Source organism: Microvirga pakistanensis, assembly GCF_004458765.1.
Lineage (GTDB): Bacteria > Pseudomonadota > Alphaproteobacteria > Rhizobiales > Beijerinckiaceae > Microvirga > Microvirga pakistanensis.
On the sequence record NZ_SPJX01000167.1, the window covers coordinates 106,230 to 118,861 of the forward strand.

Annotated in this window: 13 protein-coding genes and 1 pseudogene; 4 read left to right on the top strand and 10 right to left on the bottom strand. The window is 61.0% G+C overall.

What is annotated here, in order from left to right; all coding sequences use genetic code 11:
• Positions 1-304 precede the first annotated feature (304 nt).
• Positions 305-757: a DUF305 domain-containing protein gene (locus E4K09_RS06490; RefSeq protein ID WP_134495938.1), complete on the top strand. Its 453-nt coding sequence runs from the start codon at positions 305-307 to the stop codon at positions 755-757.
• 342 nt (positions 758-1,099) lie between these two features.
• Here E4K09_RS06490 and E4K09_RS30635 read toward each other — a convergent pair whose 3' ends face one another.
• From E4K09_RS30635 to E4K09_RS30125, 5 genes are all read right to left on the bottom strand, one after another.
• A complete protein-coding gene (locus E4K09_RS30635; protein ID WP_280177449.1) occupies positions 1,100-1,231 on the bottom strand; it encodes a hypothetical protein in 132 nt (43 codons plus the stop codon).
• A gap of 106 nt (positions 1,232-1,337) precedes the next feature.
• The gene (locus E4K09_RS06495; protein ID WP_134495939.1) at positions 1,338-1,709 is read right to left on the bottom strand and encodes a hypothetical protein; all 372 of its coding nucleotides are present in this window, start codon (positions 1,707-1,709) and stop codon (positions 1,338-1,340) included.
• Between the two features lie 647 nt (positions 1,710-2,356).
• Complete coding sequence (locus E4K09_RS06500; protein WP_134495940.1) at positions 2,357-3,031, bottom strand: nitroreductase family protein; 675 nt, start codon at positions 3,029-3,031, stop codon at positions 2,357-2,359.
• Positions 3,032-3,052: 21 nt separating this feature from the next.
• Positions 3,053-4,297 (bottom strand): cation:proton antiporter, encoded by a 1,245-nt coding sequence (locus tag E4K09_RS06505; protein WP_134495941.1) that lies wholly within the window; start codon positions 4,295-4,297, stop codon positions 3,053-3,055.
• A gap of 91 nt (positions 4,298-4,388) precedes the next feature.
• Positions 4,389-4,790, bottom strand: a complete 402-nt coding sequence (locus E4K09_RS30125; protein ID WP_134495942.1) for a four-helix bundle copper-binding protein — start codon at positions 4,788-4,790, stop codon at positions 4,389-4,391.
• 703 nt (positions 4,791-5,493) lie between these two features.
• On the opposite strand from E4K09_RS30125, the gene E4K09_RS06515 reads away from it, so the two are divergent.
• Entirely contained in the window at positions 5,494-5,808 is a 315-nt protein-coding gene (locus E4K09_RS06515; RefSeq protein ID WP_134495943.1) for a hypothetical protein, read from the top strand.
• Between the two features lie 164 nt (positions 5,809-5,972).
• On the opposite strand, the gene E4K09_RS06520 is transcribed toward E4K09_RS06515, so the two are convergent.
• From E4K09_RS06520 to E4K09_RS06535, 4 genes and pseudogenes are all read right to left on the bottom strand, one after another.
• Complete coding sequence (locus E4K09_RS06520) at positions 5,973-6,881, bottom strand: hypothetical protein (protein WP_134495944.1); 909 nt, start codon at positions 6,879-6,881, stop codon at positions 5,973-5,975.
• Between the two features lie 4 nt (positions 6,882-6,885).
• Positions 6,886-8,887, bottom strand: a pseudogene (locus E4K09_RS06525) (protein-L-isoaspartate(D-aspartate) O-methyltransferase).
• Between the two features lie 69 nt (positions 8,888-8,956).
• Positions 8,957-9,889 carry an NADP-dependent oxidoreductase gene (locus E4K09_RS06530; protein ID WP_134496143.1) on the bottom strand — a complete coding sequence of 311 codons (933 nt, stop codon included), beginning with the start codon at positions 9,887-9,889 and terminating at the stop codon, positions 8,957-8,959.
• 76 nt (positions 9,890-9,965) lie between these two features.
• Positions 9,966-10,370, bottom strand: coding sequence for a DUF6496 domain-containing protein (locus E4K09_RS06535; RefSeq protein ID WP_134495945.1), 405 nt, complete (start codon positions 10,368-10,370; stop codon positions 9,966-9,968).
• 243 nt (positions 10,371-10,613) lie between these two features.
• On the opposite strand from E4K09_RS06535, the gene E4K09_RS06540 reads away from it, so the two are divergent.
• Together E4K09_RS06540 and E4K09_RS06545 are read left to right on the top strand one after the other, a co-directional pair.
• The gene (locus tag E4K09_RS06540; RefSeq protein WP_134495946.1) at positions 10,614-11,648 is read left to right on the top strand and encodes an SDR family oxidoreductase; all 1,035 of its coding nucleotides are present in this window, start codon (positions 10,614-10,616) and stop codon (positions 11,646-11,648) included.
• Between the two features lie 128 nt (positions 11,649-11,776).
• Positions 11,777-12,175, top strand: coding sequence for a cupin domain-containing protein (locus E4K09_RS06545; RefSeq protein ID WP_134495947.1), 399 nt, complete (start codon positions 11,777-11,779; stop codon positions 12,173-12,175).
• 47 nt (positions 12,176-12,222) lie between these two features.
• On the opposite strand, the gene E4K09_RS06550 is transcribed toward E4K09_RS06545, so the two are convergent.
• Positions 12,223-12,456, bottom strand: coding sequence for a hypothetical protein (locus tag E4K09_RS06550; RefSeq protein WP_134495948.1), 234 nt, complete (start codon positions 12,454-12,456; stop codon positions 12,223-12,225).
• Positions 12,457-12,632: the final 176 nt, after the last annotated feature.

The window sequence follows — 12,632 nt, forward strand, 5'->3', positions numbered from 1 at the left end:
ATCAGCGCGTTCCCATCGAGTGCGCCCGATAATTGCCTTCCCAGCCTCATTCACAGGGCGCAGGTATTTTGATCTGCGCCCTGTCATGTGAAAGGAGGACCTTGTCGCACTCGTCACTTCGCTATCGGCTCCTACGTCGTTCTGTCCGATAGAAACGGATCTGCAATTGAGAAAGCCAGAGCGCCTCCGCTAACAAGAACTCCGGCGTTGAATCATCATCCATGCCTAACGTTCAGCAGGAACGTGAATATGCCGCTGGCAGTTAATGGGCGACAGTCTTGAACGGCGATATTGGAACCTAGCAATGACCAACTACGCCCGCTTTGGCGCGATGATCCTGATGTCCACTGTGGTGATGTTTGGGCTGATGTACCTGAACGTCTACAGCCTCGACCATGTCTACTGGAGCGAAACGCGAGTGTATATGGCCTTGGTGATGGGTGCCACCATGGCTATCATCATGCTGGGGTTCATGCTTGGCATGTACTCAAGTAACATAGTAAACATGGCCATCTTTCTCGGAGCCATGGTCGTGTTCGGCTTGGCCCTCTACCTCGTCCGCAGCCAGGACACCGTCGAAGACGTGGCCTGGATGAAGGCCATGATCCCGCACCACTCTATCGCGATCCTGACAAGCGAGCGGGCTAACATCACCGACCCGCGTGTGAGAAGGCTCGCCGACGATATCATCAGCGCCCAACGCCGTGAGATCGATGAGATGAAAACGCTTATTCAGGAACTGGAAGCCCGCAAGTGACAATTTGTTAGGCACCACGAAGTAAAAGTGCATGAACGATGAGGTTGTCTCATTGTCATCGAACAAGAGTTCAAGTTCGTGTTGTTGCGACGGTTTTGGCGAAGCGGATCTACATGTGGCTGGCCCAGCTCACTCACCTGCTGTTGTATCCACCGATTGTAAATCAGCATCGAATACATACCCTTGAGCCGACTGCCGTTACGCACATGCCATTGTTACCGAACTGGTAACATCGGCGGGGTCATTACCAGCACCGATCGTGACCCCACCTAATTTTCATTTTGTGTTGCTAAACTCAGTCGTTGCGGTTCCCTTAGGAGGGATCAAGGCTTCGGTGCCGATTCACACCTGGTCGGCTAGGATGCGGCTGCCCCCCTCCGCGAGCATGATGACCGAGACAAGGAGCTCGGCACCATCCCAGGTGGTCACAAGGGTGTCGACGGCGACGGCCGGCTGCTTTGCCGCGGTACCCATGAACAGGTTGCTGATCCGGATCGTGCCCGGAACAAGCCCTTTTCGATAGTTATTGTCGGGGACGATTGGCAGGGGGGCTGCCAGGTGCGAGCAGGGTGTTGACCAGTTACTTCTCATCATCGGCGACAACGACCCAAGTGCCCGGGAGACGGATGGCAGCGCGCGCTCGCGCGTCTAAGGCCGCGTAGTCCTTCTCGAGGAGCTGCGGGGACGTTGACAGAGCCCAGAGCAGCGCCTCGGCCGGCCCGAACTGACGGTTCACGACCAGTGACAGCGCCCGGGTGGTTTCCTGGAGGTGCTTCTCGATCTCATGCCGATCATGGCGGTATCCCGCATAGACGGCGATCCCGGCTGCCGTGAGCGCCGGGATCAGCAGGACGAGGGTGAGAAGGACCAAGCGCGAGCGCAGGGATGGGAGCCACGAGCGTGCAAGCATCCTGAGTCCACGCTCGCTCGAGGCCGACAGGGACTTGCCCACGATGTGATCGCTCCCGCTGGGGACGTTATGACTTTGGGTAGATGGCGCAGGTCAGAGCAACTGCCATGTCCTGCCCCGAGACGTCACCCCAGCTCCTCTGAAGCCCAACTCATATGAGGGTGCAGACAAAGTGTGAGGATGACGGACGGGGATCGGTACCTAGGACAATTCGGCTAAACAGCTAAGGCGGCATCGGACCCAAAAGAATGGCCGTGACAGTGGGGTCATCCACTCCGGTCGTGGTCTGACTTCCGCTGTCCGGCAAACGGAGCGTCATCCCCGAGTTGGCCCAGCAGTGGCCTGAATCCAGTGAAGGCTACTTATAGGCACAATTGGATTTAGGTCCGCTTACCCCAGCAACGCCGAAATAAGGCTAAGGTCAACCTCGTGCCAATAGAAGACATTCCGCCTTACAGCCATCCCGCATGCCAAAGTTTCGACAGTTTAGTCGATGTTCCGGACGAGCTTTGGACCAGCGGATACCGGCTTGTCCTTGAGCATTTGCTCGGCACGGCAGCGTATCTGTCATACGAAACACTTCCGCAGCCGCTTGGAACTTCCCGCGTAAGCAAGTCTCCTGGGCGAATGTCGACACCAATCGCGGCCTGAGATTTCGCAACAATAGCATTTCAGCCTTAGGTGCATCCTCACAGCCAGGAGGCGATCTTCTCCAGCGGCTTTTTGATCCCGCCGTGGACCGGCACCGTGCAGCCCTCCGCCGGGTAGCCGACAACAAGTAGGATGTACGGCTTCTCCGTCTCGGGACGGCCGCAGATCTCGTTGAGGAAGCCCATCGGGCTGGGGGTATGGGTGAGCGTGACCAGGCCCGCCGCATGCAGGGAGGCGATCAGGAAGCCGGTGGCGATTCCCACGGATTCCGGCACGTAGTAGTTCTTCACCTTCCGCCCGTCCGGCCCCTCGCTTGAGCGCTGCCCGAAGATGGCGATCAGCACGGGAGCCGTCTCGAGAAACCCCTTGTGCTCATCCGTGCCGAGCGGCGCCAGGGCGTCGAGCCATTCCTGCGGGGCACGGCCATTGTAGAAATCGCGCTCCTCAGCCTCCGCTTCCTCGCGGATGCGCCGTTTCGTGTCCGGATCGGTGATCACGGTGAAGTGCCAGGGCTGCAGGTTGGCGCCAGACGGCGCCGTGCCCGCGGCCAGGAGGGCATATTCGATCACCTCCCGCGGCACCGGCTTGTCGGAGAAATCCCGCACCGTCCGCCGCCGCCTGATGTCCTCGTAGAAGGCCTGCGCCCGGGCGATCATCTCCTCCGACGGGTACGAGCGGTACGTGCTCAGAGGCTCAAGGACCAGGCGTGTCATGCAACTCTCCAGGGGCGGGCGTCATGTGACCCGTTCGACCACGGCCCGAAGGCTAAGTCCCTGGACGATGATTGTGAATACGACGACAGCATAGGTTGCTGCGAGCAGCGCCGGCTTTTCAGCGACGTCCGGCAGGGACAGCGCCAGCGCGATGGAGATCCCGCCGCGCAGGCCGCCCCAGGTCAGAACCGGGATCGTCCCGGACGCAAACTTCTGCCGCAGGCGCAGCACCCCGACCGGGATGGCCACCGCCAGCAAGCGGGCCAGAAGCACAAGCGGAATGCTCGCGAGGCTGAGCCAGGCAAAGGCAGGGTCAAAGCCGAGAACCAGAACCTCGAGCCCAATCAGCAGGAAGAGCACGGAATTCAGGATCTCGTCCACGAGCTGCCAGAACCCGAAGACATAGCGCTGGGTCAGATCGCTCATGGCGTCCTGCGGGCCGCGGTTGCCGATCAGAATGCCGGCCACCACCACGGCGATGGGACCGCTCATGTGGAACTTGGCCGCCACCGCATAGGTGCCCGCCGCAACAGCAAGGGAGATCAGGGTTTCCAGGGGATAGTTGTCGATCACGCGCATCGCGCGGTAAGCAACATAACCGGTTCCGAACCCGAGGATTGCACCGCCAAGGGCCTCAACAAAGAACAGTTGGGCAATATGACCGGGGCTGGCTCCTCCCTCCCCGGCTCCCGTGGCGATGGCGAGCAGGACCGTGAACACCACCACGCCAACCCCGTCGTTGAAGAGGGACTCTCCCGACATGTCGGCCTCAAGCGTCTCGGGCACCTGCACGGCTTTGAGGGTGCTGAGGACGGCTACCGGATCGGTCGGGCTGATCAGGGCGCCGAACACCAGCGCCCATGCAAGCGGGAGCGGCATTTCTAACATGCCGGCGATCCACCACAGGCCGACGCCGATGATGGCGGTCGAGATCGCGACCCCGGCTGTCGCCATGATGCCGATGGGCCAGGCCCGGCGCCGCAGCAGCGAGAGATCGACATGCAGGGCACCGGCGAACAGCAGAAAGGCCAGGAGCCCGTTGAGCACGGTGGCCCTGAAATCGACCTGGCGCAGCAGGACGGTCAGGTCCTCGTAGAGGTGGACCTCCGGACGGGCAAACTCGATGGCGATCAGGACCAGCGAGGCGACAAGCCCCATCACCAAAAGGCCGATGGTGTGTGGCAGCCGGACGACAACATGATTGAACCAGCCGAAGACGGCTGTCAGGACCAGAAGGACGGCGACGAGATCAAAGACGGAGAGCACGAGACTGCGCGCCTAGGTTGCAGATCGGCTGAAGCTGGTGCAGCTCGGATCGCTGTTCGGAGTCCGATGGTACAACCTCCTGCCGCAGAGTCTAGGTCATGCTGCTGAGGGCTGCTTGGCACGCCTGCTCGCACCGGCGGCAGGACTCGGCACAGATGCGGCAGTGCTCGTGCATGCTGGCGTGACGCTCACATTCTTCAGCGCATAGACGGCAGGCTGTGGCACACGCCTCCAACATGCGGCGGATGACCTCCTCGTTCGAGCCGGTCCGGCGGGTGGACACAGAGCCGGTGGCGATGCACACATCGGCACAGTCGAGGTTCAGCCGGATGCACTGAGTGAGCTGCTGCACCATGTCCTCGCCCAAGCAGGCATCGGCACAGGACGTGCAGATCTGGGCGCAGGAGTAGCATTCCTCGATGCACTGGATGAGAGCATTATTGGTATTCCCCTTTACGTGCGGATGGGTACTGATCATCTCGTGAGCGTGCATAGGCATTCTCCAGTGGGGAAATCCCCTCTCGAATACTGGTAATATGAAGAAGACGACAGATGCCGCTTCACGCCTCAGTCTGGCGGGTTAAAGCGGATCGGCTCGGAACCCCTACCTCGCGGACCGATGGTCCAACCTGCCAGACTAGGTCATTGTTCCGCGGACACGTTTGCCCAATGTGGCCCTGTTTGCTGTGGATGTGGCTCAAGTGTCATCATTGAACATCATCTGGGCTCCGAGCGGGATTGTCCTTGGCGACCCTCGCAACCCAATCGGTAACAAAGGGCTGTGCCGCCGGAATTATGTTTCCACGAGCATCGCTCTATCCCGTCCAGGCTTCATCGTCCAAGGAATGGGAGCCTGTCCAGCACGCCGTAGTTGGCGAACTGTTCCTGTTTGCTTGGATGTGCATCGGCATGCCTCTTGACCCCAATTCGGCTTAGATGGCTGACGCTTTCTAGGTGATCAAGCTGCGTGCATTCACGTCTTTTCAGATCTTGCCCTGGGAATATGCCTGCACGCCTATGGAGGTTTAGGTGCTGTGCTGGTTCAAACATATCGCTGGGCTGTGGAAGCATACAGAATGATATCCACGGATGCACCCGTTAGGGCCACTGTGGGCATCAAGATCGGGATTCCACCACAGAGGGAGCCTACCCTATGACCCTCTGTTGATGATCTGAGCGCCTGTTGGAGATCATCAATGGCCAAGAAGTCGAAAGCTAAACTCCCTAAGACCATTGCTGGCGTGACGTTGCCCAAGGCCGTGCGTACATCAGGTCTGCTGGACGAACTGCTGAACTCCCAACTCGGCCGCGAGATCCTGGCGGAGGCCATCGTGGCTGCCGCTGGCGCTGTCGCATCTGTCCTGATGAAGAAGCGACCGAGTGCCGATCAGGTAACCCAAGCCGGTGAAACGATCGTCAATACGGGGGCTGAGGCCGCCTCAGCCACAAAGGATCTCGCCCAGACGGCCGCGGGAGCTGTCACCGAAGTCGTGGCCGACGCTGCGCGATAGATCCTACCCGGCTCGCTCACAGGATCTGCCAAGAACCCGACCAGCGCTCGTGCCCGCAGGCAAACCCGTTGCGGGCAACAGTCAGATGAGGAAACCTGAAGGATCAAGCGAACACCGACCCACGAAATATGGGAGATGAGTTCCGCGTTTCGGCATTCCTCAGCTCAGCGCGGTCCTCCCGCTGGACTAATGAATGCACCCGGAAGATGGGACGTACACGCCATCACCCAGGTGATCGCCTCGCGATCGTATTCATCCCCCGAGCGCCAAGCCTCGAAGAAGGCGTTGAGGCGCTCGACACGCTCCGGCCAGAGCCCTGCTGCCTGCAAGCCTAAGGAAATCCCGTAGTTGGTAAAGGCGAACCTGGTGTTCGGCAACCATGGGGCACGGCAGAAATAGCCGGGTGGATCGATCCACATCGTCTCCAGCGTTGCCAACGCACGTTTCGTCTGCACCTTGGCCCATGGCTCGCCGGGAAAGAAATGGGCCAGCCACAGCATCATCCCGAGACCCAGATCCTGATCGATCTCCAAGGTGCGCCAGTCCCGCTCCATCAGGTCATGCATCTGCGCGACCTCCGGCGCCAACGCCTCTTGGTCCAGCATCCGGTAGGCGACATAGCCGTCATAGGCATCCATCGCCCCAAGGCCGTAACCCGGGTACGGTTCGCTCAAATCCTCCTTCAACTTCCAGATGACGCCACGCCCAGGACGCACGAACGCGGGGTGGATCTCCCGCACAAGGGCGATGCCACGCTGGCGGTATTCGGGCTTGAGATCGCCCAACCGTGCCAGTGCGAACAGCCACATGGCGAGATAGTGGAAGTACTGCCCGTCCCGGTCCGGCGCCTCGCCGATGCGAAGCCCGCGCGGACGCCCGAGCACTCGCTCGACCTCGGCGACCAACCGTTCGGCTTCGTCCAGCCAGCGTTCCTCACGAAGTTCATGGTAGAGTGAGACATAAAGAACGAGGCCAAAGGCATCGGTCCAGAGATAGCGCAGGCCGTTGGGCCAGATCCGCTCGGTTTGCATCCAGTCGAGTTTGTTCAGGACATATTCGACCTGCCGGAGCATGGCGCTAGAGCCCGAACGGGTAAGTCTCGGGCATGCCGGCTTTGGCATGCTCCGGCCCCAGCGGCGTCACAGCCGATGTCTCATCAAACCAGACATAGGCATCGAACTGCTGCGGCATGGACGCATCGGAGTAGTGGCTCAACAGCTCGGTGTCAGGCCGGTAGATCACCCCGATAAACCGCTCCAGCCGGGGTTCGAGCAGACGACGGCGCAGCGCCTCGTGCTCGCCAGGGCGAAGATCCAGGAGGAAATGGACAACGTCAGCCTCATGACAGAGCTGCTCGTAGCTGTCGCGGTGGGACGGCCGCACACGTTTGACCTCCATGTCGCCACCCCAATCGGATGCCGCGGCAACCGTGCCGGTATGCGTGCCGAAGCCGATCAGAGCCGCCTCGCCGCCGAAGCGCTCCCGGCAGAGCTGGCCGATGTTGAGCTGCTCGCGCACCACGCCCATGTGGGTATGGCGGGCATCGCCAATGTGGGAGTTATGCGCCCAGACGATTGCCTTGGATTGGAGTCCCTTCGCCTCCAGCAGATGCTCGAGCGTCTCAAACATGTGCGTGTCACGCAGGTTCCAGGATTCCGCGCCCCCATAGTACATGATGCGGTAGTAGCGCTCGGCCGAGGCAATCAGCCGGGCATTCTGCGCCGCATCCAGGAAGCTCTCGCCGTCCTGACCGGCATAGTCCAGCCGCCGCTGCAGCAGTTCCCGGCATTGGTCGATCACGGCCTGCTCGCATTTGGCATAGCTCGCCCGCAGCACCGCGCGCCCATAGGTGGCGGGGTTCTTCTGCCAGGGCGTCAGACAGCCGTAGCGCTCCCGCGCCACGGCCGCGGCTTCGGGATCGGTCCTGTCGAGGTATTCGAGCACGGCGGCAATCGAGCCGCTCATGTTGTAGATGTCGAGGCCATAGAAGCCTGCCCGAGCGCTGAGCTCGGGAATGGTCTCGTTGTGCTCGCGCATCCAGCCGATGAGGTCTGCGATGTCGGTGTTGCGCCACATCCAGGTCGGGAAGCGCTGAAACGGCGGCTCGGCGCGGTCCGGACCGGGGCGAAGCCGCACATAGCGGTCCACAACTGCGGCATCGGGCCAGTCGGCCTCGACGGCAACAATCGTGAAGCCGTGCTCTTGGATGAGGTGGCGGGTGATCGCGGCTCGCGCCCGGTAGAACTCGGAGGTGCCGTGGCTGGCCTCGCCGAGCAGCACGACGCGTCGTCCGGCAAAGCGGTCGAGCAACCGCCCGAAGGCAGGATCGTCGAGATCAGGCAAGGGTTCAGCCGCCTCCGCGATCAGTTCCGGCAGGCTCTGCCCACGTGACTGGCCGGGCACGTGATTGGAGGCTGAGCGCCGGCCATCCTCGGCCCAACCCTGCTCGCCGATCAGCGGCACGAACATGACGCCGCCGAGATTCTCCTCCTCGTATTCCGTCTGGCTTGTCCGCGTCACCTTGAGTAGGGTCTGCTCTCTTTCTTCGCCACCGACCGGAATCACCAGCCGACCGCCGATCGCGAGCTGCTCCTTGAGTGCCTGCGGCACTTCGGGTCCACCAGCCGCCACCAGAATGGCGTCGAAGGGAGCAGCATCCGGCCAGCCGAGCGTGCCGTCACCGACGCGCAGGTCAATATTGTCGTAATCCAGCCGCCTGACCCGCTCCTGGGCGGATGCGCCCAGGGACGGGTGTCGCTCGATGGCATGAACTCGCTCGACAATCCGGCTCATGACGGCGGCGGCGTAGCCCGACCCTGCGCCCACTTCGAGCACACGCTCACCGGGCTTGACTTCAGCGGCTTCGATCATCAGGGCGACGATGTAAGGCTGTGAGATCGTTTGGCCTTCGCCGATCGGCAGCGGCCCATCCTCATAGGCAAATTCCTCGAAACCGGGCTGAACAAAGGCCTCGCGCGGTACCTGGCGCATGGCATCCAGAATGTGAAGGGTCACGAATCCCGCGCTTTGCGATCTGGACATCAACCATACGGTCACGAGCACGGGAGAGGTCAGGCATGGGAGGCTGGCTCCATTCTATCGTGTTCCTGGTTGCCGAGGCTTTCAGCGTCAACCCTCAGGGGCCTCATCAGGTCTCATCAGAGACCCGCAGGACGACCTTCCCGCGGACGTGTTCCTGCTCGAGGTAGTCCTGGGCCACTCCTGCTTCAGTAAGTGGGAAGATCCTGTCAACCACAACCCGCACCTGACCATCATCGATCAGCCGTCCGATCTCGCTCAGCTGCGCCGGGTTCGGCTGCGCTCGATAACCGGTGGCTTGGACGTTGTGCTGGGCTGCTTTCCCGGCTGGGGGCTGGCCCAACGTCGAGACCAGGATGCCGCCCTCCTTCAAAACACCCCAGGAGCGATCCTGCGTGTCCCCGGAGACCAGATCAAACACCAGATCAACATCGCTCACGCGGTCCTCAAAACGCTCGGCCTCGTAGTCGATGACTTCGTCGGCTCCCAACCCGTGCACGAAATCAAGATCCGAGCCTGACGCAGTCGTCAGAACATCTGCCCCTTTCGCCTTAGCGAACTGCACCGCCAGATGCCCCACGCCTCCGGCTCCACCGTGAATGAGAACGCGCTGTCCTGCCTGCAAGTGGCCATGGTCGAACAATCCCTGCCAAGCCGTGAGGCCCGCAAGCGGCACGGCGGCCGCCTGCACGTGGTCGAGCGAGTCTGGCTTGGCGGCCATCTCCATCGCCTTGACCACGACATACTCGGCGTAAGCTCCCCGATCCATGCCAATGAAGGCAAAGATCGGATCGCCTGCCTTGAGGGTGTGAGCGCGTGTTCCTAGAAGCTCGACCGTGCCCGACAGATCGCGACCAAGCGTGTACGGAAGTTGATCCTCCTTCACCGAGTAGGATCCGCCTCGGATCTTGTAGTCGACCGGGTTCACGCTCGCCGCGTGCACCCGCACCAGGACCTCATCGTCCTTCGGCTGCGGCCAAGGCACGTCGTCGAGCGTCAGAACCTCAGGTCCGCCGAAGCGATGAATGCGTATCGCCTTCATTGTTGTCATGGAGATCTCCGGAACGAACTGGCACTCCGAGGTGCGCTGATCTCAGGTGTGGGCTGTTACGCCATCGCTACCGATCAAGGGAGCGCTCCAGTTCACCCTTGCTCATCCGGGAACGGCCTGGCAGATCCCGCCGCTTGGCCTCGGCATAGAGTTCTGCACGAGTCTGTGCCCGGCCGGCTTTTGATGCTTTGCCGCCAAGCCGTTCACGAGGTGACGCCGTTTTCTTGGAAGCGCTCTTCTTCGATGCTGTCTCGCCACGATGCTCTTTGGCTTTGGTCTTGCTCAAGTTCTCCCGGTTTTTCTTTGGGCTCTCCTGGTTCGAAGCACCCGCCTCACGTAAGGCGATGGCAATCGCTTGCTTTGGGTTCTTAACCTTGGGACCAGAGCCACGGATCTTGAGCTTGCCCTCTTTGAACTCGTGCATCACCCGATGCACCGTGTCCTTCTGCGCCTTTGACTGCTGCCGGGCCATACTCCTGCTCCTTCACTAGAGGATCAAAAACCTGAGAGCGTTCGGGCTCTGTATGCAACGCCTGAGCCTCGGGAGCGTTCAAGCGGTGAGCGGAACCTAACAAAACGCAGCTCGTGCCTATCCAGGCGGGATCCTCCGCTAGTGCTAAAATCTCTCCGGACAGGCTTCTCTTCGAAGGAAAGCAAGCAGCCGCATCGGCAGCGGTTGTGGTTCTCACGACAATCGGATTTACAGGAGACAACTATGGACCAGAAGGATGCACCTTCGCGCCGCTTCTTCGTCAACGGGTTAGGAGTCGGTCTGGTCGCAGCGCCAGGGGTGCTGACAGCCATCGGGCCGGCTCTCGCCCAGCAAAGTAGCGCATCTTCCAGTGCCTCAAGTCAGGCGGCTGGCACACCTGCCCTGCAGAACCCGGTCACCGAATACCCCAAGCCGCCCTTCCCCCGCCAGACGCAGGAATGGCCAGGCTTGGCTTCGAAGATGGATCCGAGGCCGGACCACGGCGAGACGAGCTACAAAGGCTCTGGCCGGCTAGCGGGCCGCAGGGCGCTGGTGACCGGTGGGGATTCCGGCATCGGTCGGGCAGCCGTCATTGCCTACGCCCGTGAAGGTGCAGACGTTGCGATCAACTACCTGCCAGCCGAGGAGTCGGATGCCCGGGAAGTTGTCGGTCTCATCAAGGCCGAAGGCCGCAAAGCGGTGGCCATTCCTGGAGACATCCGGGACGAAGCCTTCTGTCAGCGTCTGGTTACGGATGCCGTGGCTCAACTCGGTGGGCTCGATATCCTGGTCAACAATGCGGCGCGGCAGGCGGCCCAGCCTTCCATCGAGGCAATTACAACCGAGCAGTTCGATGCGACGCTGAAAACGAACCTCTATGCCATGTTCTGGATCACGAAGGCCGCCGTGCCGCACCTTCCAGCCGGTGCGACGATCATCAACACGGCTTCCGTCGTTGCCTACAATCCGCCGGAGGCCCTTCTCGATTATTCCACCACCAAAGCCGGCATCGTGGCGTTCACAAAATCCTTGGCCAAGCAATTGGCCCCAAAGGGCATTCGCGTCAACGCCGTCGCTCCCGGGCCGTTCTGGACACCGTTGCAGCCGAGTGGTGGGCAGATGCCGGACAAGCTGCCACAGTTTGGCGCCGACTCTCCCATCGGACGCCCTGGCCAACCGGTCGAGTTGGCACCTGTCTACGTGATGCTCGCCTCACAGGAGTCCAGCTATGCGACCGGTGGTGTCTTCGGTAGCACCGGAGGCAATGTCGGTCCCTAATCGCCTCCTAGGCTGCCGTGATACCTCGACATCGGCTCCGACCCACTCCGGTATAAAGACGGGCTGTCGACGCTTTCGGAGCGCGGCAGCCTCTCCTGGATTTGAGCCCGACAGAAACGGACAGGACCATGCGCTACAAATATCAGCTGAACGTCAATGAGGAGATCGGCCGTCCGAGCGTCCGCGGCCATCCCTATGTGAGCGCATCCGATTTCGAGCGGCTTGGTTGCGGGCTGTTCGTGACGGAGACACGCCACGGCAAGATCAAGAATGTTGCCTCGGACCGTCTGTATCTCGTCCTTGAAGGTCAGGGCCGGTTTACGGTCGGTGATGATACCTTTCCGGTCGCGCCCGGAGACGTCGTTATTGTCCCACGCAACACGCCTTACGATTATGAGGCGCGCCCTCACTCTCAGCTCAAGGTTTTCCTGGTGCATGCGCCGGCAAACATCGACGAGGCCGACATCAGCCTTGAGGATCCGCCAGAGCCCGATCAGGCGCCGGAAGCATCTGACAGAGCCTTGTAGAATGCCTGATGGCGATGCATACGCCCACAGAACCGCTCAGGACAATCCTAGTCTTGGGTTGAACCGAACACAGCCAGTCTGACGAGCTCTGCCGCAGTATTGCGAACGTCATCCTCGGAATAGTCTGAAGCAGTCGTCTGAGCCTGTGATACGGTTGGCTCCGAGATTTGCCCATTGGAGTCGCGTGAGAACGTATAGGTGCAGCCTGTAGGCGTGAACGTCACGACGACATCATCGCTCTGCTTCTCCAACCGGAAATCATCGGTCTTTGGTGCGTTCATCATGTCTCTCCTTCACACAGAGACACAACGCATGCATTCGGCGATGGACCAAAGCGGTTTGCCGCTACGCTCCAGCCGGCAACGCCCAGGCTCCCTCGAATCTGGTGTCATCCGACGTTTAGAGAGGAACCACTGCTCAGCGTGCTCGTTCGGCTTGTATCCTATCTGGAGGTTCT